Raw genomic sequence first — 25,447 nt, 5'->3', positions numbered from 1 at the left:
ACATTATGGATAGCAGACGACAAAAGAAGATAAATCAACTGGTGCAGGACGAAATGAGCATTTTTCTGCAAAAGGAGGGCGCCAATTATTACGGTAATAAGTTTGTAACGGTGACAGAAGTGAAAATTACCAGTGACCTTCAGACCTGTAAGATTTATGTAAGTGTTTTTGATAAAAATGAAGGTGAAGCAGTTGTAGAAAAGCTGAATAGCAATATCAGAGATATCCGCAGGCGATTTGGGCATATTATGCGTAATGCATTAAGAATAATTCCGGAAATGCAATTTTTTCTCGACGATACATTAGATAATGTTTACCGCTTAGAGGAGTTATTCAAAAAAAATAAGGAAGAAGATAATAATAACGCATCTGAATGAAACTTACGTTAAGGATTGCCTGGCGTTATATCTTTTCCAAAAAATCGACTAACGCCATTAATATTATTTCAGGCATATCGATGTCGGGAATTATTATTGGCAGTGCATCCTTAATTATTGTTTTATCTGCGTTTAATGGTTTCGAAAATTTAGTTGCGCGATTATACAGCACTTTTTATCCGGATATTACCATAACACCTTTAGTAGGAAAAGTTTTTGTTCCTGACAGCACCAAAATTGCACAAATACAACAATTGGAAGGTGTATCTTATATTTCTGAAACGCTGGAAGAAAATGTTTTACTCGCTTACAATAAACAGGAACATATTGCAACTATAAAAGGTGTGGATACCATGTATCGTTATGTTACTGCAGTTGACGATAGTGTTTTTTATGGTGAATATATTTTAAACTATAATTATTTGAATTACAATTTAGATTGCGCCGTAATGGGTTCCGGTGTGGCATCTACTTTAAATGTAAGTTTGGGTTTAGATTATCCCGCTGTTCAGATTTTTATGCCGCGGCGGGGTGCAAAACCATCAGCAAATCCGCGTAACACCTTTGTGCAGCGCGGTATTCAGCCTATGGGTGTATTTAGAATTCAGCAGGAATTTGACAGTAAATATGTAATTACTTCTTTGCCATTTATTCGCAGTTTATTAGAATATGAAAATGGCGAAGTGAGTTCTTTAGAAATTAAAACAACATCTGCGAAAGAAGTTGATGCCATAATGAAACGTATTAGTGCAATAATGGGTGATGATTATGTGGTTAAAAACCGCTTCATGCAAAATGAATTTTTGTATCGTGTAATGCGCACGGAGAAATGGGCTGTGTATTTTATTCTGACATTCATTTTTATTATTGCTGCATTTAATATGATTGGTTCAATTGCGATGCTGGTAATTGACAAGAAAAAAGACATTGGTATTTTACGTTCGTTAGGTGCAACTGAATCTACTATTCGCAATATATTTTTTATTCAGGGTATTTTACAAACTTTAGTAAGTATTGGTATCGGATTTACCCTCGCTACAATTTTGTGTTATTTACAAATGAAATTTGGCATTGTAACTATTCCTGGACAGGGAACATTTGTGGTAACTGCCTATCCTATTGCTTTGGAATGGAAAGATTATGTGAATGTATTTTTAACGGTATTATTTGTAGGATGTGCGGCAGCGTATTTTCCGGCGTATATGGCAGCGCGTCAAAAGTGGTTATTTAAAAGTGAATAAAAAAACCCGGTAACTAAAAGCTACCGGGCTGCTATAATATTTTTATTTGTATTAATTACCAAATTCGTTTTCGTCTAAATTTTTCTGTTCCTTACGTTTTTTGGCCTTGGCTTGCATGCGCAAATTGAGCATTTCAACTACAACCGAGAAGCCCATTGCAACATAAATAAATCCTTTTTCAACATGGCCTCCTGTACCTTCAATAAGTAAACTAACGCCGATCATCACTAAAAATGAGAGGGCGAGCATTTTAACGGTTGGGTGTTTTTGGACAAAATTGCTGATTGGGTCTGCGGCAAAAAGCATAATACCCACGGCTATAATAACAGCCAAAATCATAATTATCACCTTATCGGCATCCACCATACCTACTGCTGTGATAACGGAATCGAGTGAAAACACGATATCGAGCAATAAAATCTGGAGAATGATAGACATAAAGGAAGGACGTTTCACTTTTGCCTCCTCATCGTGTTCATCGCCTTCAATTTTGGCGTGGATTTCGGTGGTTGCCTTATAAATAAGGAATAAACCACCCGAAAGGAGCACCAGGTCGCGACCGGAAATGCCCATGGAGCCAATTTTAAACAAGTCCTCCTGCAGGCTTAAAATCCAGCTAATGGATAGTAATAACAGGATTCTGGTACCCATTGCCAGGCCCAAACCCCAGCGACGGGCAGGTTTTTGTTGCGCTTCAGGTAGTTTTGTAGAGAGGATGCTGATAAAAATGATGTTGTCTATACCCAGTACAATCTCAAGTACCGTAAGGGTTAAGAGGGCAATCCAGGCATCAGCATGTGCAAATATTGAAAAATCCATGTTTCTTTTCTTGAGCTGCAAAAATCTTACATAAAATCTGCTTTTGCAAAGGCAGTTATTCCACAACCTGCTTTAATGACGAAATAGCGCGCAAAATATGCGAATTGGATTTTGCTATCCAACCCTTACTTTAAATTGATATCGGTGACATTTGTTTGCACTTGAATCCTATTTTTACTGTTAATTTTACCCTTGCCACTTCCAATTATTTAAAAATGAAATTTTCGGGAAATAATCCGTTTCAAAAAACCTATTTAGCTTTATTTTTATTAGGTGGCGCTATACTTATAGGCATTGTCGGGTTCATGCTGATTGAACATTTTTCGTTACTGGATGCCTTTTATATGACCATAATCACTTTGGGAACGGTTGGGTTTTCGGAGGTACATCCATTGAGTGATGAAGGGAAGATATTTACCATATTTTTAATTGTGGCAGGCCTGGTAATATTTGGATACTTTATTACTCAAATTTCAAGATATTTTTTAGATGGAGAATTTATACGTTATTATAAAAAATATAAGATGCAAAAAGATATCGATACATTAAAAGGGCATACCATTATTTGCGGATTTGGCAGAAATGGCAGAGAAGCCGCACGTATATTAAATAAAACAAGTGATGGTTTGGTGATTATTGAAAATGATATCAATAAAATACAGGAACATCCTGAAGTAACCGGCTATCATTTTATTCAAGCTGATGCCACCAAAGATGAAACGTTGTTAAGTGCAGGAATAATGGTTGCAGATGCAATTATTACAACTTTGCCTGATGATGCATTAAATGTATTTGTTTGTCTTACCGCAAAATCGTTAAATCCGAAAATTAAAATTATTAGTCGCGCCACACATGTAACCTCCATTAAAAAATTAAAAAGTGCGGGAGCAAAAAATGTTATTATGCCCGATAAAATAGGCGGAGCGCATATGGCCATGCTGGTGAACAATCCGGATATTGAAGAATTTATTGATATTATGTCCACCTCTACCGGCGATGATTTTATTATACAGGAAATCAGTGCTGAAAAAAACCTGGTAGTTGGTGAAGTGGATTGTTGGAAAAAAACAGGTGCTACAATAATTGGTATTAAATCAGGTTCGGAAAAATATATTTTAAATCCGGGACCTACCGCTGCTATTCAGGTTGGCGACGGAGTAATTATTATGGGTTCAAAAAAACAGATTAATCAATCCATTTTATTATTTAAATAAAACAATATGCTCAAAGAATTAAATGAAATGTATGCACGGTATTTAAAAATGGCAGTTGATGATATTACTGCCTATACCAATGAACAGGATATTTGGAAAGTTGCTCCCGGAATTAATAATAGTGCCGGAAATCTTGCACTGCATTTAGCCGGAAATTTACGTTTGTTTGTTGGTGCAATTTTAGGTGACACACCGTATGTGCGCGACCGTGATGCTGAATTCAGTTTAAAAGATATTCCGAAAACGGAATTAATATCGCTGCTTACCATTACTTCGGATGTAGTGTCAACTACCTTTGATAAAATGGAAGACGGAAGTACTGCTAATATATATCCAACCGATAAATTTGGAGCAGGTAAAACGATAAATTATGTGTTGTTCCATTTGCTGGCACATTTGGCTTATCACCAGGGTCAAATCAACTATCATCGCCGATTATTGAACAAATAATTTAATTTTACCGCAAAACAGCTAAATGAACGAGGTAGTTTTAGGAATTGACATAGGTGGAACCGGGATAAAATTTGGTATTGTTGACCACAATGGCCACATTTTAGCGACCGACAAAGCGAAAACCAAGGGCTACCCCAACCCGGAAATGTTACCTGCTGACCTGTATAAATGGGCGCAGGAGCAATGTTCAACACTAGGTGTTAAGCTGGTAGGTGTTGGTATTGGCACGCCTAATGGCAATTATTATAAAGGCACCATCGATTTTGCACCAAATCTTCCATGGCAGGGTGTAATTCCGCTGAAAAAATACTTTGAAAAAACATTTTCCTTACCTGTTGCCTTAACGAATGATGCAAAAGCTGCTGCAATTGGCGAGATGTATTTTGGTGCTGCAAAAGGCATGAAAGATTTTTTGTTTATCACTTTAGGTACAGGTTTAGGAAGTGGGATTGTGGTAAATGGAAATATCGCTTACGGTTATGATAGCCTGGCCGGTGAATTAGGGCATACCATTGTTTACAGAAATGGCCGTGAATGCCCTTGTGGCAGAAGAGGCTGTTTGGAACAATATGTAAGTGCACCCGGTATTGTAAAAACATATTATGAATTGGTGCGCAACCAAAATCTGGATGAGTTTAGAACCAGTATCGGTAATATGATAGATAGTGCTGAAATTTATAAAAAAGCAATTGAAGGTGATACCATTGCTATGGAAGCATTTAAAAAAACAGGTGAAATTCTTGGGTTCGCATTAAGTAATTCAGTTTGTTATACGCGACCTGAAAAAATATTTTTATTCGGCGGACTAGCACAGGCCGGGGATTTAATTTTTAAACCAACAATAAAAAGTTTCGAAAGTTATTTGCTGCCGATATATAAAAATAAAATCCCGATCGTGCCATCAGGATTAAAAGAAAGTGAAGCAGCCATTTTAGGTAGCGCTTCACTTATCTGGAAAGATTTAAATTAATGGGTTACAATAAACCGACCCGCTGCAACGCCACTTTCTGCAAATGCATTTATGGTATATAAACCGGATGGTAAATCATTTATTGTAATATCAATATTTTCGTTACCATAACCAATGCCTGTTGTTATTAATTTACCTGTTGCATCAGCAATCTGATAATTAATCTGTTCATTTGGTAAAAAGGCTGTGGCATTAAATTTAATTGTATTGCCACTTGCCGGATTCGGCACAATCATTATTTCACTTTTTGCTAAATCCTGATTTTTAATATCTAAAAATCCTTCATCATAATACCAATATTGAGCAGTGGTATCTGTTTTAAAATATTCGAACATATATTCCCCGAATTTATGTTCACCAACGCCTGACAAATGTAAACCATCGGGATCAGTATCTTCGTAGCAATCTAAAAACATTCCATCATTACGTGGTGTTGATCCATCAGTCCAATTATAAGTGCCCCAGGTAACCAGCGGAATTATTGCATCCACACCTTCGTAATCATATTCGCCTGTTGCATTAATTACATTTTCAACCAGTCGCTTTATTGCCCATCCGTTAAAATAATCGCGTGGGTATAATAACCCTTTTGATAATTCAGGATCTATAGGATCAGCATAGCCGGCATAAGTTCTGGCAGAAACATAACAAATTTGAGCATTCGGAAACTTAAGTTTAATAACTTTCATTAAACGCAAAAAATCATTTACCAATGCAGTTGTTGCGGTATTAAAAAGTGTATCATAACTATTGGTGTTTTCTTGTTCCACCCAAATTACCTGCACCTGTTTTGGGTTCAATCCGTTATCTTCAAGTAAATTATCTACACCAATCCAAAAAGTATCGGATGCTTCATACATTTTTTGAATGGCTATTCCACCCTGGCATGCATTAATAATTTCCAATGCATCATTCAGTGGATCAAATGCTTCTGAAAATTCCTTGAATTGCTGAAATTCCACCATTGGGTTACTTGCGCCGATACCCAACATTACAACTTTACCATTCGGGTCAGGATTGCCTGCTGTATTTAATGGTTGAATTAATGAAACATGTTCAATACATTTTGCAAGATGTTCAGGTGGTCTGCTATTTGTACCTCCGGGGTAAAGTCCGCCGGCCACTCCATTAAAATATCCGCCGGCCAAATCAATGAGCGGAATTTTTCCGGTATTGTCAAATGAACAGTCTTTTTGACCAAATGTAAAAGAAAACGGTGTTAACACGAGGAGTCCGAGTTTGATGAATCTTAACATATGTAAAAAAACGTTTTATAGATGGTAGTGTGCTAACAATCAATTATTTACAATAATTGTGCTATCAAAAAGTAAATATAATTAAAAGCCGTAAAACAAGCCAATTTCTAAAAAAAAATCTATATACGAAATTAATGTTCAGTTGGTTTTGTAGATATATTCCCCAATATGGGAAAAAACGTGCGTAACCATAATTTGTTCATCCCAATTTTTTTAACTTCATGCCATGAAACGATTTACACTCCTTTTTGTTTTTATTTCCCAAATTGCCCTGGCTCAAAATTTCACCCAATATGTAAATCCATTTATCGGAACAGGCGGACATGGCCATACTTTTCCCGGTGCTACCCTGCCCTACGGGTTTGTGCAGTTAAGTCCCGACACTCGCCCTGATGGATACAACGATTGGGATGGCTGCTCGGGTTACCATTATAGCGACAGCATTATTTATGGTTTTTCACATACCCATTTAAGCGGTACCGGTGTGGCAGATTATTGTGACATTTTATTAATGCCCACCTCAGGAATTCCCACTACAATTAGTAGTGTAAATAACGATACCAAAAAGGGATATGCTTCTACCTTTTCGCATGCTAATGAAAAAGCAAGCCCCGGGTATTACCAGGTAATTTTAAATGATGAAAAAATTAATGTAGAATTAACTGCCACAGCAAGGGTTGGGCTACATAAATATACGTTTATACCGGGCAAAGAATCAAACGTAATTTTAGATTTAACACATCGCGATTTATTGTTGGAGGGAAGTTATATTGAAGTAATATCTCCAACTAAAATTCAAGGTTTACGTCGATCCTCCTCATGGGCAAAAGATCAGTGGTTATATTTTGCGATAGAATTTTCACAACCATTTACCATTGCAGGCGTTTCCGATTCTAATTTATTACAAAAAACTGCTGGCCAAGGTTTCCGCCCAATTATTTTAAGTGGTACAGATTTAAAAGCATTTTTTACGTTCAATACTTCTGCCAATGCAACACTTTTGGTAAAATGTGCATTATCGCCGGTTAATTGTGCAGGCGCCTGGAAAAATATGCAGGCAGAAATTCCCGATTGGGATTTTGATAAAGTAAAAAATGAAGCCGCTTATATCTGGAATTATGAATTAAGTAAAATAGCTGTAAGTAGTGCTGCTGATGAAAAAAAATCACTTACCGACCCCGATAATAATTTAGTAATATTTTATACTGCCTATTATCATACCATGCTCGCTCCAAATATTTATGAAGATGTTGATGATAAATACCGCGGCCGTGATAATACCATTCATGTTTCCCAAACATTTAATAATTACACGGTGTTTTCATTATGGGATACATTCAGAGCCTTACATCCCTTACTCACACTTACAGATGCAAGCAGAACAAATGATTTTATCAATACTTTTATTGCACAATATGAGCAGAGCGGGCGATTACCGGTTTGGGAGTTAAGTGGCAATGAAACAGAATGTATGATTGGTTATCATTCAGTAAGCGTAATTGCAGATGCTGCTGTGAAGGGAATTAATGATTTTGATTTACAAAAGGCTTACACAGCCATGAAAAGCAGTGCCATGGCCGATCATTACGGATTAAGTTTTTATAAAGAAAAAGGATTTATTGAGAGCAATGAAGAACCTGAATCCGTTTCAAAAACTTTGGAATATAGTTATGATGACTGGTGTATTGCACAAATGGCGAATTTAGTAAAAGCTCCATTTGAGGAAATAACATATTTTACAAACAGAGGTAGCAATTATAAAAACTTAATGGACAATCAATTTGCACGTCCACGTTTTAATGGCGGATGGTATAGTCCGTTTGATCCTACTGAAGTGAATTTTAATTATACGGAAGCGAATGCCTGGCAATATGCATTTTTTTTCCCGCAGGCCATTAAAGAAAGTGCAGCGTTTGAAAAACACCTGAATGAATTATTTACAACAACTTCAGCAACATCAGGACGGGTGCAATCGGATATTACCGGATTAATCGGACAATATGCACATGGCAACGAACCGAGTCACAATTATGCTTATTTATTTAATTACACATCAACACCTTATAAAACACAATTTTATGTCGATAAAATAATGCGGGAGTTTTATAAAAACACACCTGACGGATTAATTGGCAATGAAGATTGCGGACAAATGAGTGCGTGGTATGTATTAAGTGCAATGGGATTATATCAGGTTTGTCCGGGCCTTCCGAAATATGATTTTGGCGCCGCTATTTTCGATAAAGTTGTAATTCAATTAGAAAACAATAAAAAATTTACCATTACCACCAATAACAGAACTGATAAAAGTATTTATCTCGCCTCGTCCAAATTAAATGGAACTGCAGTTAACGGTTACTCAATTTCACATCAGCAAATAATGCAGGGCGGTTCGTTGGAATTTAATTTTACGGATAATAAAAACCTGAGTGTTCGTCAAAGTAAAAATATTGTTGAGCCGGGTGCAATGCATGCTCCAATTATTACAGGGCCCGGCACCAGTTTCACCGGCGAAGCAACAATTACCATTGCTTCAGATATGATATTGGGTTATATTTATTACACCATTAATGATGAACCGGGAATTTTGACTGCTTTAACTGACAAACCAATCACAATTAAAATAGCATCTACCTCAATAATTAAAGCAACATATTGTATGGATGACCGAAAATTATACTGTTCAGGTGTAGTTACAGCAAAATTCACACAACGGGAAAATAATTATCAGGTTAATTATATTACCAATTATAATAAACAATATACCGCCGGTGGTAACACTGCTTTAATTGATGGTTTACACGGCAGTAGCGATTTCAGAACAGGTATGTGGCAAGGCTGGTGGGGAGAGAATATGGAAGTGGTATTAGATTGCGGTGCTAAAAAAACATTTACTTCAGCAGGTGCAGGTTTTTTGCAGGATGTTCGGAGTTGGGTTTGGATGCCATCTGTTTTGGAAATTTATGTGTCTGATGATGGCAAAAAATTCACCTTACTCACAACAATTAAAAATACAGTTGCTGCAGATAATTATGATTCAAAAGAAATTCAAAATTTAACAACTACTTTTCCTGCTACAACAGCAAGGTATATCAAATTTAAAGCTATTAATTACGGCACTGTGCCCGATTGGCATCCGGGAAAAGGTGGGAATTCATGGATTTTTTGTGATGAGGTTTGGGTGAATTGATGTACCAATGTGAGAATGTACCAATGTGCTAATTGAACAGCCGATTTTGAGTAAGTAGTTCATTCGGAGCTCTCGTTGGGGTTAATCAATATTAGCCCGACTCGTAATGTGATTAATTATCATTGGAACAGCCGATTTTGAGTAAGTATTTCATTCGGAGCTAAATTTAAGGTTGGATTTATTTCAAATTATTGAGTAAAGTAACCACAAAGGTCACGGAGAAACAGCCCACAGAGCGCACGGAGAATTTTGAGTTGGTATGATATTGATAGTTTTTAATTAACATGTATAGCTTAAAATTCGACTTTACTAATCATCCCTCTGTGTTTCCTCTGCGTGTATTTTCTCTGCGGCCTCCGCGGTTAAAAAAAATTGAGTTAATTCACCATTCGAATTTGAGCATAATTTTCATTCCAACTATGAACCCCATCAGCTAATTTGCTAATCAGCTAATTAGCTAATTAAATCACTGCACTATTATCGGCAGCTGATATGTTTTCCCATCTACGATAATTCTTATAGCATACATACCGGTGGCAATGCCTGCCGGTAATTGTATTGTTTTATTTAAACCATGGTTGGACATCGTTTCCTGAATATGTAAAATTTCCTGGCCAAGTTCGTTATATAAGAATATTTCCGCGTCCTTGCTTTCAGAAATTGACGCTTCAAAATAAATAGTGATAAAATCATTTGCCGGATTTGGCGAAACTGTAAACAGATAATTATCATCTGCACCTGTTTTACAACTGCTGGTTACCACAACTGATGTGGAATTTTTTACGCAACCTGCTGCACTTGTTTCACGCACATAATAATTTCCGGCTGCAGTTGCTGTGTGCAAATTGCTTGTAGCACCTGCAATTGCAATTCCATTTTTATACCATTGATAAGTGCTGCCTACTTTATTTGCCGTTTTTAAATTTACACTTCCGGCTAAACAAATATCTAAACTACCTAAAGCAGTAATTGCAGGTTTGGGTTTTTTGTTAACGGTTACTGATATTGAAGCAGAAATTGCAGAACAACTTCCCGCAACAGAAACTAAAACAGTATATGCCCCTGTTGCACCAGCCGTGTAATTTTGTCCGGTCGCTCCAATTATATCAACACCATTTTTTCGCCATTGATATAAATATCCTACTCCAAAATCGGCCTGTAATACAACAGTATTACCCTGACAAAAAGTAGTAACACCTAAAGCAGTGATGTTTGCTGTAACTAAATTTTCATCAATCAATCCACTGCAATTATCATCAATACCATTACATATTTCTATTGCGGCAGGATTAATGGTATTTACTGTATCATTACAATCATCGCCATTTAAAACAAAACCCGGTATAGTATTACAAGATAAAATATTTGTCCCAGCTGCACCATAACCATCACCATCAAAATCGGCATAATAAACTTCTGCACTTGCGCAATCGTAAACATGTTGCACAACACCATCTGCAGGACCACCACCATAATATTTTTGATGTGCGCCCGGCGTTGTAGGAAAATCCCAACTAAATGATTTTCCACCGTAAACTACATGTTCATCATCAATAATATCTATTGTTCTTCCGTATTCATCCCAATATCCGCCTGCATAAGTTGCCCAATAAAAATTACCGAATACATCAAATTTTGTTAATAGCACATCACGAATTCCACCATTGGTATTTTGATAACCATATTGTGCAATTCCTGAAGTAGAAGAAGTATGTCCGCATAAATAAACATACTCATTATTAACAGCAACAGCTTTTGCCATATCCTCACCTGCGCCGCCATAATACGTTGACCACAATCTGTTACCATCGGAATTAAATTTTGCGAGCATGGCATCAATTCCGCCACCACTTGTTCCGCGATAACCATCCAATGCTAATCCGGTATTTGTTCCGGTTTGAATAGCGACATAAATATTATCATTAATATCAAATGCAATTCCGTTGGCATTATCTTCTCCATTCCCACCAAAATAAGTAGACCAAATCATCAATCCGTTTTCATCATATTTTGTGAGTGTACAATCATAATTGCCACTCCAAATTTCATCGAAACCATTATAAGCAATTCCGGTTGTGCTTTCAGTATAGCCAACCATATATACATTATTGTTGTGATCAACACCTACAGCGCGACTGTAATCACCTGCTTCTCCACCCATATAAGTTGCCCAAAGGCGAACACCATTGCCATCAAATTTTGCAAGAAATTCATCATCACCACCTGATTTAATATTTTGCCATCCACCACTTGCAATAGCAGAACCACTGGAAGTTGAACCCGAAATATAAATATTACCGGATGTATCTATTGCCAAACCACGTGCATAATCATAATTGCCGCCGCCGTATAAAGTCGACCACATTAAATCACCATCTTCTGTTAATTTAAATAAAAATGCATCGTAATTATTCCCAAGGTCTTCCTGATGTGCGCCGGGTGTAGTTTCAAAATTGGCACTGAATGTAAATCCGGTTACATAAATTTCGTTAATTTGATTTACGGCTACTTCTGTTCCATAATCTCCTTTATTACCACCAAAATAAGTGCCCCAAATGCGATGTCCGCTGTTGTTCAATTTTGCAACATACACATCAAAAAATCCACCCAAATAACTATTTTTATAACCTAGTGCAGCTATATTATTACTGCTGCTGGTATAGCCGGTAATTAAAATATTACCATCCAAATCCACTTCCATTCCGTTAACAGCATCTTCACCAAAACCACCATAATAAGTAGACCAATCGAGTGAAGGGTCAATAATTAATGTTTGTGATGCATCATAATCAGCAATATTAAATTGCACCACATTATTTTTTAATTCAAATTTACTATCTATGTGTACACCTGTATTTTTTGTATAACACAATAAACCGGCATCATTAATTTCACCAAGTGTTGTTTTTATTTGGAGATGATCATCGTTGAGTAAAACAGTTTCATCCGCAGCAATAATTTCCATTTTTATTTGCTGCACATTTGCACCGGGATGCACAACTAAATCATATTTTAATTTTCCATCCAATTGATATAATACCCAATCGATTCCGGAATAAATATTTGTTACAACAATTTTTTCGAAGGAAGCAATATTGGTGATATCAGCATTACCAAAATAATTTTCGGTGTAAATATTTTTTAGCATTGGTGTTACAACCGCATTTTTATTTGCCGATTGAAATTTAACATCAACACGATGTGTGCTTATGAGTAGTTCATTTAATGGAAAATCCTCCATTAAATCAGTTAAAGTAGTTGGTATTTGAGAAGGTGCAGCTCCAATGTTTTTTGTAAACTGATAGCTCAATCCATCTTTATAAATGAAGATTGAAAAATCAGGTTGCTTCATTACAAAAAGTACATCCGTTGCCGGCCGGCCATTTTCATTTATAACCTGACCTTTATTTTCAATAAAAAGTATATCAGAAGACTGATTTACAGATGTTTGCAATTGCGCCTGCTGTCCGTATAACGACATAGAACACAACAGCATTATCCATAAGGTCATGTGTGTGCATATTGACCGCATGAAATAGTTGCTTTGTTTCGTAGATAAAGATACCATTTTTAGTTAGACTACAAATAAGCGGTTTACGTTGCCCCACAAGTCAGCTGCCTGTAAAACAAAAACGCCGCAGGAAGTAAATCCAGCGGCGTATAATTATGTTGATTTTAAAAATTAAGCTCCTAAACCAATACGTTTGAAAGCAGTAACAGTTAAATCTTTTTCAACAGATGCTAATACATCGCGAATAGATTTGCTGTTATCCTTAACAAATTTCTGATTTAACAAAGTGGCATCTTTAAAATATGCTTCCAGTTTACCGGTTGCAATTTTTTCAAGAATAGCTTCAGGTTTACCTTCAGCACGAGCCTGTTCGCGACCAATTTCCATTTCGCGGGTTTTAACTTCTTCAGGCACATCATCTTTATCGATACCGATTGGTGACATTGCAGCAATTTGCATGGTAATATCTTTACCTGCAGCAACAATGGCATCACCTTTTTTATTGAGGGAAACCAACACACCTACTTTACCATTTGAGTGGTTGTAAGCAACAACAGTTTCGCCGGTTAATAAGGCATAATCAGTGATATCAATTTTTTCACCGATTTTACCAACCTGTTCAGCAATTTTTTCGCTGATGGTAATACCGTCCATTGTTAAAGCAAGTAAATCTTCTTTTGTTGCAGATTTATTTGCCATAGCCATATCAGAAATAGATTTTGCGAAATCGATATAATCCTGATTTTTAGCCACGAAATCGGTTTCACAACCAAGTCCCATAATAGTACCGAAAGTACCATCATTGTTTGTTACAGCAATAACAACACCTTCGTTTGTTTCACGATCGGCGCGTTTTTCGCTAACTTTTTGTCCTTTTTTTCTCAGATAGTCGATTGCTGCTTCAAAATCACCACCTGTTTCACCAAGTGCTTTTTTGCAATCCATCATACCTGCGCCTGTGATTTGACGCAATTTGTTTACATCACTGGCAGTAATTGTAACTGACATAATTATTCTCCTTTTTGTTTATTTTAAAAAACCCTTCCGCCTCAGGTGGAAGGGTTTTGTTTATTAAGTATTATTTAAAAACAAATTATTTCTTGCGCTGAGTCATTGGTCTGCGAGCACCAGGTTTTCTGTCTGCTGTTCTTGGACCACCTTTACCTCTTGGGCCTTTGCGTTGTCCGTCAGCATCTTCTTCACCTGCAAGTCTGATTTCCTCATCCTTGTCAGAAAATTCGTCTCTGCCGTCGTGACGTGCATCTTCCATTTCTTCTTTGTTTTTAGCACGTTCTTCCAAACCTTCAACAATTGCATCGGTTAAATATTTAACAACAATGGCAATTGATTTAGCTGCGTCATCATTTGCAGGAACTGCAAAATCAACTTTATTAGGATCACAGTTGGTATCAACCATACCGAAAGTAGTAATATTTAAACGGTGTGCTTCAGCAATGGCAATATGTTCATGTCCGATATCAACAATTAACAAAGCAGCAGGTAAGCGGTTTAACTGAACAACACCACCGATAACTTTTTCCAATTTATCGCGTTCGCGGCTTAACACCAGGCGCTCTTTTTTGGTCATGTTTTCTGCCGAACCGTCAGACAACATTCTTTCGATAGTTTGTAATTTTTTAATGCTTTTACGAATGGTAGTAAAGTTGGTAAGCATACCACCTAACCAACGTTCGGTTGCGAACGGCATGCCAACGCGGCGTGCTTGTTCTTCCATTGTTTCTTTTGCCTGTTTTTTTGTGGCAACAAACATGATTTTTTTACCACTGCGTGCAATATTTCTCAAAGCTGCAGCAGCTTCATCTAATTTTTCAAGAGTTTTGTAAAGGTCAATAATGTGAATACCTTTTTTCTCCATGAAAATATAAGGAAGCATTTTCGGATTCCATTTTTTACGTAAGTGTCCAAAGTGTACACCGGCTTCCAATAACTCGTTATATGATAATTTTTCCATTTGATTTCGCTTTTTCGATTAACGTTTAGAGAATTGTGTAGCACGACGTGCACCGTGAAGACCGAATTTCTTCCTTTCCACCATACGACTGTCGCGAGTGAGAAAACCTTTTGCTTTTAATGCGGGTTTTAACTCTTCGTTCATTTTAACGAGACATCTTGAAATCCCCATTTTAACAGCTTCTGCCTGACCTTTAATGCCACCGCCTGTTGCGTTTACAACTACGTCGAAATCATTAGCCATATTTACTGTTTCCAGTGGATCAGTAACATTGTGCAATAAGTGTTTCGCTGCGAAATATTCTTTATAATCTTTACCATTTACGGTAATAGTTCCTTTGCCTTTTTTAAGAAAAACACGGGCAACCGCATTTTTTCTTCTGCCAACTGCATTTATTGTTTCCATGCTGTAATTATTTTAATGTTTTAGGTTTTTGAGCGGCATGCGGATGTTCAGTACCTGCATACACAAACAATTTTTTATACATGGCAGAACCGAGTTTGTTGTGCGGTAACATGCCTTTGATGGAGCGTTCCAACAATTTATGCGGTTGTTTAGCTAAAACTGTTTTAGGATTGGCAACCTTACGGCCACCAGGGTATCCTGTATACCAGTCAATCTCTTTTTCCAGCATTTTTTTACCGGTAAGTTTTACCTTTTCGGCATTGATAATGATAATGTAATCACCGCAATCAGTATGAGGGGTAAAATACGGTTTGTTTTTACCTCTTAAGATGGCAGCTACTTTTGCGCTCAGGCGACCTAAAGTCTGACCGTCAGCGTCTATCAGCCACCAATCATGCGTAACTGTTGCCGCATTGGCCGATCTGGTTTTGTAACTTAAAGTATCCACTGTATGGTTTTTGTTAACTGTTTTAAAATACCCGTTTTATCTACGGGGCAGCAAAGATACCTTTACCCCTTTCAAAATACAAGGAAAATGCACAAAAAAAAGCGAGTCACCTTCATAACTCGCTGATTATCAGTAAAATTTTTGCACTTTTTTATTACTCACTCCTTCTACCCATAAACAAAAGTATGTAATAAATGAGGGTAGTAAGCGAGCCGATAGCAGCAACTACATAAGTATAACCGGCCCAATTTGAGGTATCGCGGGCGTTGGCCATTTCCATGGTAATCCAACACTGCTGCCTTGCAGCCATTTTATAGCCCTGTTGCTGGCGTCAATTTCTACCGGAAGTGTAATAAGGCTGAACAGCGTTATCATTCCGAATAATATAATACCGGCAAGTAACAGCGTTTGACCCAAACTGCCTGCAATTAATAAGCCGGCAAGTATCACCCACATTACCCATCCTGAAGCAAAACCTACCACAGGGGCTAACTGACTGCGCATGCGCAGCCAACTGTATTGCGTAGCATGCTGAACCGCGTGTCCACATTCATGTGCAGCTACTGCAGCGGCCGAAACGTTACTTTGACTGTAAACATCTTCGCTGAGGTTAATTGTTTTATTGAGGGGGTTATAGTGGTCGCTCAACCGTCCGGGCACCGAAACCACCTGCACATCGTGAATGCCGTTTTCCGATAACATCCGCTCAGCAATATCTTTACCCGTTAAACCACCTTTTACCGGAATTTGCTGGTATTTAGCAATTTTACTTTTTAAAATACCACTCACAATTAATCCGATAACCATAAAAACCAAACCGATCACCATCGCACCGGAACCTATCATTTTACTCTCCTGATTTTAAACTATTAAATGAATAATAGTATAACTAAAAAATCGGGAAAAAGTTTCTTAATTAATTGTTAAACAAATCTTTGGCAGAAACATTTTTGCGTTCTGCTTCTTCAATTGTTAACACCTCTTTACGCTTATAACCCATCATGTTTGCCATAATATTGGTTGGAAACATTTCCACTGAATTATTATAGGCAGTTACGGCGGCATTGTAAGTACGTCGCGCAGCAGAAATTTGTTCTTCAATTTCGGTCCAGGTACTTTGTAATTGAATAAAACTGTTATTCGCTTTCAAGTCCGGATAATTTTCAACCGCAATACGCAAATTGCTAAGCAAACCGGTAAGCTGATTTTCCAGTCCGATGCGCTCCTGAGCAGGCATATTGGGTTGTTGCTGAATAGAATTGCGCAGGGCTACAATTTTAGTAAGCGTATCCTGCTCGTAGGTCATGTATTGTTTAACGGTTTCAACAAGGTTTGGAATTAAATCGAAGCGCTTCTTAAGCATGGCATCAATTGTTCCAAACGCATTTTCCACTTGGTTTTTGCGACCAACAAGGGTATTGTACAAACCCACAATAATGAGCAACAATACAACAATAATAATAATAGGTATAAGTAACATGGCTGTGATATTTCAGGTAAAGATAATAAGATGACGAATATGGAAAAGATATATTGTAAACCCGAGCCCGGTTTGGGAAATAAAATTATTTGAAGCAGCAAAATTTCGCTCCCTAATTTCATTTGGCACCCGCTATCCGTTGCAATTGTTTGCTCGTTCCTCGCAAGCAATTTCCACTTCTATCGGGGCTAGATTAGGCTTAGTCGACACCAACACATTTTATTATTGAAGCAATTAATAAAAAAAATGCCCGGCATAGATCACTTTCCATCAATTTTACATAATCCAACTTTTCGGAATACCGTATCCAATTATTTAAAATATTGTACATACTTTTGAATTGTTTAAACCCTTAAAATGAAAAAAGTTACACTAAGTGCTTTCCACCATAGAGGTGAGCAACAAATTAAAATCGAATTTGCTTATGATGCTACACTTGTAAACGCGCTTAAAAAAACGGGTGGCAAATGGAGTAAAACGCACAGTTGTTGGTATGTTGCGTACACGAAGCCACATTTTCAGTTTTTGAAACAATTGTTCAGTGAAGCAAATGATTACGAATTAATTATTGTAAAACCGGATGAGCACTCAACGATTGTTGATAATTCGGCACATGCGCTAATATCAAATAACAATGAGCAATTAGCCGCTTTAATTCGGTTTGATGAAGAGTTATTATTAATGAATTACAGCATCAATACAAGAAAGAACTATCGTTCCGATTTTCTCAGATTTTTGAATTATTACAATGGGCTGAGTCCGCAAGAAATAACAAGTGAACAAATACGGCAATATATGTTACATGGGATAAAAGAGGAAAAAATTAGTGCTTCTGCAACCAATGGACGAATTAACGCAATTAAATTTTATTTTGAAAAAGTGTTAAAGCAGGCACGTCGTGTTTACGATTTGCCGCGACCTAAAAAGCCCAATAAATTACCTAATATTTTAAGTGAAGATGAGGTTTATCGGTTATTAGCCGCATTAGAAAACATAAAACACCGTGCAATATTATATCTTGCATATAGCGCCGGGTTTAGAATAAGTGAAGTTGTCAATTTGAAGTTAACCGACATTGATAGTGAGCGACTGTTAATTCATATACGAAATTCTAAAGGTTACAAAGATCGGTATGTTTCGCTTTCGCCGGTTTTACTGGAAAATTTGCGATTGTATTTTGTCAAGTATAAACCAAAGGTATATTTATTTGAGGGCCAATATGGTGAAACTTACAGTGTACGAAGCATTCAGGAAGTTTTTAAAAATGCCAAACAATTGGCTAACATTAAAAAGCCGGCAAGTTTTCATAGTTTGCGTCACAGTTTTGCAACACATTTATTGGAAGCCGGAACCGACATTCGTTACATTCAAAATATGCTGGGCCATGCCAGTTTAAAAACCACAGAAATATACACCCATGTTTCCCGAAAATCATTGGGTTCAATTGAAAGTCCGCTCGATAAATTAATGCGTAGAGGTCTTTGATCAAAATGGCTTTGCGCAACTCCCGCATTGATTTATATCCAAAAATGCGCAAGTTTTACTATTGATAATCAATGAATTATGATTTTTAGGCAAAATTGTTCAAGTTGTGTATATTCGCAAATATATTGTTACCTGCAAAACTAAAACAGACCACAATGCCAACGGAGAAGAGAATTGACATATTGAAAACAAAGAAGAAAAAACAAACTATAAGAATAAAACGGTTCAATTCTTATACTTTGACAGTTAACTTTGAACCTTTAAGTAAAAAATAATTCATATGCCTATGGACACAAGTTAATGCACATTACAGCGATACAAATACAAAAAGGAGTAGCCGAAAACCTTAATAATAAATAGAGTAGGCATAAATTTAAAAAAAATAAAAAATAAAAAAAATGGGAATCGTAATCGTTATTTTAATCATCGGAGGTTATATTTACTTCAAAGGAATCTCCGAACCTGCTGAATTAAAGAAATTAATTCAAGGCAGACCTCAACAACAACAAGATGTAATCAAGTATTTTTTTGGTAAAGGTGGATTTTTAACCAAAAGAATAACAGATGCAGAGTATGACAATTTAGTTGCAAGCACAATTAAGCAAAGTGATTTTAAACAAAAGGCATTGGCTAAAATTGGATTAGATGAATCACAAGTAAGTGAAATTGAACCCGTTCATTTTGAGGGATGGACTTTTGGCAAAAATGTTGATTGGGCAAAACAGGGAACAGATAATAAATATCGTAGTTCCGCCTATCAAATTACTTGGCTGTTTTTTTCTTCTTCTCAAGTGTATATATATAGAAATACCATACACTTTAGCAAAGACGATAAAAAGGTCTCAACTGAAGAATATTTTTACAAGGACATTACCAATTTCTCAACTGTTACAGATACAGTTGAACAGCAATTTTGGAATTCAAACGAGAAAAAATATTACGTTAAAAATGTTGATTCAAATGATTTTGCAATAACAGTACCTGGTGACAAATTTTATTGTTCAATGGAGCAAAATGATTACACGGAACGTGCAATTCAAGGCATGAAAGCAAAATTAAGAGAAAAGAAAGGTTAATTATTTCAATGTTAAACAATAGTGGCTTCGTGCCACTATTGTTTAATTCTAAAAAAAAATAATATGGGAATATTCAATAAAAATCCAAACGAAACCGAGTTTACAGGCGGTAAAAAACACTGGGCTGATGTAATTAAAAATACTGGTGCTGGTGAATTATTAATTTGGCGACAACCTGAGGAAGATTTTAATACAAATTCTACTCTTATAGTTATGCCGGGCGAAGAAGCAATTTTTATTAAAGGTGGTACAGTAGAACAAACATTTGAAAATGGTACTTACACACTTTCAACTGAGAACTACCCCTTTATTAGTCGATTACGAAACGCTTTTACTGGAGGTATAAGCACATTTAATTGTGTAGTTTACTTCGTCAGAAAAGCTCATTCCGAAGAAATTTATTGGGGCACAGATTCGCCAATTCAAGTAAGAGATAAAATGCTTGGTGTTGCTACTAAACTAAAAGCAAGAGGTTCTTACAAAGTGCAAATTGAGAATCCTGTAAAGTTCCTTGAAAAACTGGTTGGTAACAACATTACCTTCCAAACTCAAAAAGAGTTAAATAAATATTTTGCTAGTGAATTTCAAAGCAAAATAAAATCAAGTATCGCAAGAGCAGCAAACGAATCGACACAAGAACTGCTTGGTATTGACGCTAGATTAGACGAGTTTTCTGATGCTATTTCCCCATTTGTTCAAGAAATACTCGCTGAATATGGAATTAGGTTAACCAAATTTTCAATTCATGCTATAGATATAGACGATGATGAACTAAGAAAACGATATGACGAAATCGGGATAGATGCAATATCTAAAATGAGGAATGCACAGGCTGATAAAAATGTTATGGGAATACTAGGCGAGGATTGGTCAAAACAGCAACAAATAGATATTTTAAAGAGTGTCGCAAACAATCCAAATGGTTTAGCTTCCACAGGGGCAGGCTTAGGAATGGGTTTAGGTGTTGCAGGTGTTTTTGGTGGTATGAATCAGCAAATTTTCAATACAGGTCAGGAACAGAAAACTAATCAGGACTTATCATCTAAAGATAATCTAGTAGAAAAGATAAAACAATTAAAAGAGATGTTTGATTTAGGAGCAATTACACAAGAAGAATTTGATGCTAAGAAAAAAGAGATTTTAAGTAAAATGTGAAAATTATTTATATGAAAAAGCGTAACCTTTGGTATATACTTGATTCAATTTTTTTAATTGCTTTCAACTCATGTTTTTTTTTACTAAAGGGCAGTAAGCACCCTTTGCCAATTTGGATTTCATATGGATTTATTCATTTGGCCTACTTAGCATTACTGCTTACTCCTTATTTTATACGAAAGGGAAGTGCATCTGCTGATTATGGAAGACCTCTATTCGTAATCACATATGCTTTCTTCTACATTTCATATTATACTGGTGTCATAAACTTTTTTGTCTATCCTTCTGATTACACAATTCCATTAGTTGCACATATCATAATAACAGTTGTCTTTTTGTTTTTCTTTATTTCTAATTTGTTGGCAAATGAATATACAGCCGATAGCATCGAAATACGTGAAATAGAATTAAAATACATAAAAGAAACATCATCAAAGATTAAGTCAATTCTCAATAAGGTTTCAGACAAATTGCTATCGAACAAAATCGAAAGTATTTATGACGTAATTCATGGTAGTCCGTCTAAATCATCTATTAGTGTCAGAAAAATTGAGAAGGAAATAATAGAATTAGTTCAGAACCTTGAAACTGCTGTATTGAAAAATGACAAAGAATATATTCTTTCTTTATCAAACAGAATATTACACTTAGCAGAAGAAAGAAATAGATTATTAAAACTTTCAAACTAAATTTAATCAAATAAAAAATGGCTCATCAACTAATTGATATATCCTGCCCTGGGTGTGGAGCAAGAGTAACAACTGGACAAAGCGAGTGTCAATATTGTTTCGGTCCAATTGTTATTTCAACCTTTACAAGTGTCTATTCAATGCCAATGCCTGAAGTAAATAAGTATGCAAATGAATACAGGAAAGGGCTAAATGAAAATCCCGAGAACAAAGAACTTAACGCATCAATTGCCTTCTGCTACCTTAAATTAAATCTATATGATAAAGCATTATCTTCATTTGAAAAGGCGATTGTTGATAATTTTGATAATTCAGAAATTTATTTCTATACCGCAATTTGTCTATTACAAGGAAACAAAGCATTTCTAACACAGCGTCCAACAATTGATAAGATTGAAGAATATATTAATGCAGCGTTGATGATTGAACCTAAAGGAATTTACTATTACTTTTGGTCTTACATTAAATATGACTATTTCAATCGCAAATTCTTCAACACAAAACCTACATATACAGAAGCATTGCAAATGGCATATGACAATGGTGTTTCGGAGTTTGACAAAGAACAACTTTTTTCAATTTTACGTGTACCTAAACCTGACTCTATTTGACTATAATGACCGTAAGAAAAATGAAACCATTAGAAGTTCAGCAGGTAACAGCACCTACAAGAAATTGGCGGTTCAGTGCTTCGTATGACAGTTTTGTGGTTAAACAAACATTCGTTCTTCGTATGAAGTTTAGTGGTAAAAATCGCCAACTTCTTGTAGCTGCAAACCGTTACCTGCAAGCCTAAAAGACGACACAGCAAGAATGAACGACAGAAATAAACATAAAGTGACTGGACAAATGAACCATCAGACAGCCGACCCAAAAGCCAACGCTTCTGTATTTTTATTTTTTCCCACCGCACATTTTTTAAAAACAATTTTAGCCAGCCGCACAAATGGCACATTTGGTTTTGCCCGACACACAAGCCGACCCTTCGCAAAACCAAAAGAGCCATTTTTTGCCCACGCACGACTGAAAACCATAAATTCGAAAATTATTAACTGACAGTATAGATGAACTTAATTAAAAACAACCCATACAGGACAGTTGGTTTGCTTGTCGGGGCGACAGCAAAGGAGCAGACAAAACAAATAAGCAGGCTCAGAAAATATATTGAAGCCGAACAAGACCCGCAGGACGATTTTAGTTTTCCTGCACTTGGCGACTTCCATAGAACGATTGATAGTGTTGAAGAAGCAGCATCAAAACTTAACCTTGACAATGACAAAATAAATGCAGCTTTGTTTTGGTTTTGGAATGATAACCCAATTACTGACGAAGCAGCATTTGAAAATTTGAAAAGCGGAGACATAGAAGCAGCTTATGAAATTTGGGACAAACTGATTACAAAAACTGACGATGAAGGAAAAAGATTTTGGAAGCCAGTTACTGAAAAAATAATCTGCTTTTCATAATTGTTCAGTTCTCAATTTAATCCGAAGCAATGGTAATTTACATAATGCTATTGTAGCAAGTCTCTATTTTCTTGAAAGTGATTTGGTTAATAAATTCGTTTCATCTGTAGCAGATGAAACGCACAAAACCAGCAAAAAAGAGCTACAACTAATCTTTCTCAATCAACTTTATTCAGACCTTGAAGCCAACAAAAAAGCATCGCTGCCTAAGTTTCTTGAAATTCTAAACAAACAAGAATTTGTTGCGAAGCAAGATTTTATGAAAGGATTTGTTCAGAAGCCCATAGAGCAAATTGAGCATAAAATTGAAACCGCAAAAAACAAACGAAAAGCAAGCAAAGCCAATGGAGCAAAAGCGGGTCAAGAACTATTCACAGCAACTGCAAACGATTTGACACAACTCAAAAGTATTGTTGGTGCAACTGATTTAAAATACACTTCTATTTCTGATAAAGTTGCAAACGAAATTCTACAATGTAGCATTGACTATTTTAATGACAGCCAAGAAAAAGACAGCAGTTCTGATTATGCGGAAACTGCAATGAAATTAGCAAAACAGGCAGAAGCCCTTGCTATTGGCAAACTTACCAAAGACAGAGTTAAAGACAGCATTGAAACGCTTGCTGAAATGAAAGACAGAGAGCTTTCACAAGCTATTGCTGTGTTACAATCCATTAAAGCAGCTTACGAAGAGGCCTGCCGTCAAATTGATAAACAAGTTGATGAATTACAATACGATACATTTCCAAGTTTTGGGGGAAGTTCACCTTTAAGAATTCCTAAACATAATGTTTCAATAAATTGGAGCAAGGTGGAAGAAATGAAACGAAACTGTCTTGCTTGGGACAAAGTAACTGAGGTTATCCGTGAAGCAATCCCTTCTCAAAACATTGAAAAAATAAAACGAGCAAGCAATACAACTAAAGTAAGTGAATACAAAAGTTTAGTCAATTTCTTAATGAGCAAAATAAGTAACTCATACAAGAGCAGAATAGCATATATCAATTATTGGGAAACACCAAAAACTACAAGTTCTTCAAGCACATCAAGACCAACATCAAGTTCAAGTTCATCAGGTGGCAGCAGTGGCTGTTACATAGCAACAATGGCTTATGGTAGTTATGAACACCCACAAGTATTAGAATTGCGGAAGTTCAGGGATGAAATTTTAGCCAAAACCTCGCTGGGAGAGTATTTATTAAGTCATACTATTTTATTTCACCCAAACTTGTAATGTTATTAAAGAACCGAAGGAGTATAAATGCACTTATTAGAAAGTTTTTAAACCAATTTATCAAAATCATCAAATAATGAAAAGGACAGTAATATCAATATTCATTTTGGCAAGCGTAAACGCTTTTGCTCAAACAGAAACCTTAACTAAAGAGGATTTGGCTAAGGAACTTCAACCTATAAAGACAAATATTCAGACCTTGCAGAAAGAGAACGTAAGTTTAAAATCTGAAATAGGCAATCTGAACACTAAACTTTCAAATGCTAACAAATGTATTGACAGTTTAAGAACTCTGACACAAGAAAATAGCTCCGCTATTTCTCAAACCGCAAATCAATTAGGTATTCAGATTACAACTACTGAACAAACTGCAAACAAAAGAATAGATGAAGTCGGACAATCTTTAAGCACAAATTCTCTCTACGGAATTATCGGAGTGCTTTCAGCAATCTTGCTTTCAGGTCTATTGTATTGGCTATTAAGCAAACGCCAAAAAACTGATAAAACAGATTTTATTGAACAATTGAGCAAACAAAATCTTCCATTGAAGAAAGTTTGGTAAAAGAATTTGGCAAGCAAACCAGATTGATTGAATGTGAATTGCAGTTATTGAGCCAACAGAAAAGATAGCCCTAAAAGTGACAAATGCTGAGCCTGACCATTCACTGGCTTTAAAGGTTGCAAGTGAAATCAACTTGATAGAACGAAACATTAACCTAATGGATAAAGGAACAAAAGGTTTGAAACAATTAGAACGTTCAGTTGGCAAGTTGAAAGATAATCTTTCAGCAAACGGTTATGAAATGCCTGAATTATTGGGCAAACAATATCATCAAGGAATGAAAGTAATTGTAACCAGTTCAATTCCTGATGAAAATTTGGACAAGGGTTCGGAAATCATTACCAAGGTATTGATACCACAAGTAAACTTTAACAACAAAATGATACAATCAGCACAGATTGAGGTTTCTGTCGGAATGTAATTTTTAAAACAACAGTAACAACA

24 protein-coding genes and 1 pseudogene are annotated in these 25,447 nt (G+C 36.1%); 16 read left to right on the top strand and 9 right to left on the bottom strand.

The annotated features are described in order from the left end of the window. The first annotated feature begins 5 nt into the window (after positions 1-5). Together rbfA and IPI65_02925 are read left to right on the top strand one after the other, a co-directional pair. Positions 6-377, top strand: a complete 372-nt coding sequence (gene rbfA / locus IPI65_02930; GenBank protein MBK7440497.1) for a 30S ribosome-binding factor RbfA — start codon at positions 6-8, stop codon at positions 375-377. Then, positions 374-1,618, top strand: a complete 1,245-nt coding sequence (locus IPI65_02925; protein MBK7440496.1) for an ABC transporter permease — start codon at positions 374-376, stop codon at positions 1,616-1,618. The genes rbfA and IPI65_02925 overlap by 4 nt, the downstream gene beginning before the upstream one ends. A 51-nt stretch (positions 1,619-1,669) precedes the next feature. Here the strand turns inward: IPI65_02925 and IPI65_02920 are convergent, their stop codons facing one another. Beyond that, positions 1,670-2,437, bottom strand: coding sequence for a TerC family protein (locus IPI65_02920; protein MBK7440495.1), 768 nt, complete (start codon positions 2,435-2,437; stop codon positions 1,670-1,672). A 215-nt stretch (positions 2,438-2,652) separates the two neighbouring features. Here IPI65_02920 and IPI65_02915 point away from each other — a divergent pair, with 215 nt between their 5' ends. Genes IPI65_02915 through IPI65_02905 form a run of 3 tightly spaced genes read left to right on the top strand, consistent with a single transcriptional unit; the run spans position 2,653 to position 5,074 of the window. After that, a complete protein-coding gene (locus tag IPI65_02915) occupies positions 2,653-3,651 on the top strand; it encodes an NAD-binding protein (protein ID MBK7440494.1) in 999 nt (332 codons plus the stop codon). A gap of 6 nt (positions 3,652-3,657) precedes the next feature. Next, complete coding sequence (locus IPI65_02910; protein ID MBK7440493.1) at positions 3,658-4,101, top strand: DUF1572 family protein; 444 nt, start codon at positions 3,658-3,660, stop codon at positions 4,099-4,101. Positions 4,102-4,126: 25 nt separating this feature from the next. After that, positions 4,127-5,074 (top strand): ROK family protein, encoded by a 948-nt coding sequence (locus IPI65_02905; GenBank protein MBK7440492.1) that lies wholly within the window; start codon positions 4,127-4,129, stop codon positions 5,072-5,074. Here IPI65_02905 and IPI65_02900 read toward each other — a convergent pair. After that, the gene (locus tag IPI65_02900; GenBank protein MBK7440491.1) at positions 5,071-6,330 is read right to left on the bottom strand and encodes a T9SS type A sorting domain-containing protein; all 1,260 of its coding nucleotides are present in this window, start codon (positions 6,328-6,330) and stop codon (positions 5,071-5,073) included. The two genes, IPI65_02905 and IPI65_02900, sit on opposite strands and share 4 nt — an antisense overlap. Before the next feature lie 226 nt (positions 6,331-6,556). Here IPI65_02900 and IPI65_02895 point away from each other — a divergent pair, with 226 nt between their 5' ends. Continuing rightward, positions 6,557-9,520: a GH92 family glycosyl hydrolase gene (locus tag IPI65_02895; protein ID MBK7440490.1), complete on the top strand. Its 2,964-nt coding sequence runs from the start codon at positions 6,557-6,559 to the stop codon at positions 9,518-9,520. Between the two features lie 466 nt (positions 9,521-9,986). Here IPI65_02895 and IPI65_02890 read toward each other — a convergent pair whose 3' ends face one another. From IPI65_02890 to IPI65_02860, 7 genes and pseudogenes are all read right to left on the bottom strand, one after another. Next, positions 9,987-13,031 (bottom strand): SBBP repeat-containing protein, encoded by a 3,045-nt coding sequence (locus IPI65_02890; GenBank protein ID MBK7440489.1) that lies wholly within the window; start codon positions 13,029-13,031, stop codon positions 9,987-9,989. A gap of 171 nt (positions 13,032-13,202) precedes the next feature. Continuing rightward, positions 13,203-14,039, bottom strand: a complete 837-nt coding sequence (locus tag IPI65_02885; GenBank protein MBK7440488.1) for an elongation factor Ts — start codon at positions 14,037-14,039, stop codon at positions 13,203-13,205. An 85-nt stretch (positions 14,040-14,124) separates the two neighbouring features. Then, on the bottom strand, positions 14,125-15,003 hold the full coding sequence (gene rpsB / locus IPI65_02880) for a 30S ribosomal protein S2 (GenBank protein MBK7440487.1): 879 nt from the start codon (positions 15,001-15,003) through the stop codon (positions 14,125-14,127). An 18-nt stretch (positions 15,004-15,021) separates the two neighbouring features. Next, a complete protein-coding gene (rpsI, locus tag IPI65_02875; GenBank protein MBK7440486.1) occupies positions 15,022-15,408 on the bottom strand; it encodes a 30S ribosomal protein S9 in 387 nt (128 codons plus the stop codon). A gap of 7 nt (positions 15,409-15,415) precedes the next feature. After that, on the bottom strand, positions 15,416-15,856 hold the full coding sequence (gene rplM / locus IPI65_02870; GenBank protein ID MBK7440485.1) for a 50S ribosomal protein L13: 441 nt from the start codon (positions 15,854-15,856) through the stop codon (positions 15,416-15,418). Between the two features lie 154 nt (positions 15,857-16,010). Further along, positions 16,011-16,702, bottom strand: a pseudogene (locus IPI65_02865) (zinc metallopeptidase). 70 nt (positions 16,703-16,772) lie between these two features. Beyond that, positions 16,773-17,336, bottom strand: coding sequence for a LemA family protein (locus IPI65_02860; protein MBK7440484.1), 564 nt, complete (start codon positions 17,334-17,336; stop codon positions 16,773-16,775). A gap of 357 nt (positions 17,337-17,693) precedes the next feature. Here IPI65_02860 and IPI65_02855 point away from each other — a divergent pair, with 357 nt between their 5' ends. The 10 genes from IPI65_02855 to IPI65_02810 all read left to right on the top strand — a co-directional run bounded on the left by IPI65_02855 (position 17,694) and on the right by IPI65_02810 (position 25,424). Further along, complete coding sequence (locus tag IPI65_02855) at positions 17,694-18,821, top strand: site-specific integrase (protein ID MBK7440483.1); 1,128 nt, start codon at positions 17,694-17,696, stop codon at positions 18,819-18,821. Positions 18,822-19,219: 398 nt separating this feature from the next. Further along, a complete protein-coding gene (locus IPI65_02850) occupies positions 19,220-19,897 on the top strand; it encodes a hypothetical protein (protein MBK7440482.1) in 678 nt (225 codons plus the stop codon). 63 nt (positions 19,898-19,960) lie between these two features. Then, entirely contained in the window at positions 19,961-21,052 is a 1,092-nt protein-coding gene (locus tag IPI65_02845; protein ID MBK7440481.1) for an SPFH domain-containing protein, read from the top strand. A gap of 11 nt (positions 21,053-21,063) precedes the next feature. Then, positions 21,064-21,741: a hypothetical protein gene (locus IPI65_02840; protein MBK7440480.1), complete on the top strand. Its 678-nt coding sequence runs from the start codon at positions 21,064-21,066 to the stop codon at positions 21,739-21,741. Between the two features lie 17 nt (positions 21,742-21,758). Beyond that, a complete protein-coding gene (locus tag IPI65_02835; protein ID MBK7440479.1) occupies positions 21,759-22,352 on the top strand; it encodes a hypothetical protein in 594 nt (197 codons plus the stop codon). A gap of 20 nt (positions 22,353-22,372) precedes the next feature. Continuing rightward, on the top strand, positions 22,373-22,537 hold the full coding sequence (locus IPI65_02830) for a hypothetical protein (GenBank protein ID MBK7440478.1): 165 nt from the start codon (positions 22,373-22,375) through the stop codon (positions 22,535-22,537). 268 nt (positions 22,538-22,805) lie between these two features. Next, the gene (locus IPI65_02825; protein ID MBK7440477.1) at positions 22,806-23,207 is read left to right on the top strand and encodes a hypothetical protein; all 402 of its coding nucleotides are present in this window, start codon (positions 22,806-22,808) and stop codon (positions 23,205-23,207) included. 82 nt (positions 23,208-23,289) lie between these two features. Beyond that, entirely contained in the window at positions 23,290-24,441 is a 1,152-nt protein-coding gene (locus tag IPI65_02820) for a hypothetical protein (protein ID MBK7440476.1), read from the top strand. Between the two features lie 76 nt (positions 24,442-24,517). After that, complete coding sequence (locus IPI65_02815) at positions 24,518-25,003, top strand: hypothetical protein (GenBank protein MBK7440475.1); 486 nt, start codon at positions 24,518-24,520, stop codon at positions 25,001-25,003. A 76-nt stretch (positions 25,004-25,079) separates the two neighbouring features. Continuing rightward, the gene (locus tag IPI65_02810; protein ID MBK7440474.1) at positions 25,080-25,424 is read left to right on the top strand and encodes a hypothetical protein; all 345 of its coding nucleotides are present in this window, start codon (positions 25,080-25,082) and stop codon (positions 25,422-25,424) included. Positions 25,425-25,447: the final 23 nt, after the last annotated feature.

The sequence above is a fragment of the Bacteroidota bacterium genome (genome assembly GCA_016706255.1).
Taxonomy (GTDB): Bacteria; Bacteroidota; Bacteroidia; order Chitinophagales; family BACL12; genus UBA7236.
Note: the sequence above shows the minus strand (reverse complement) of the source record. Positions and strands in the feature narration are given on the sequence as shown.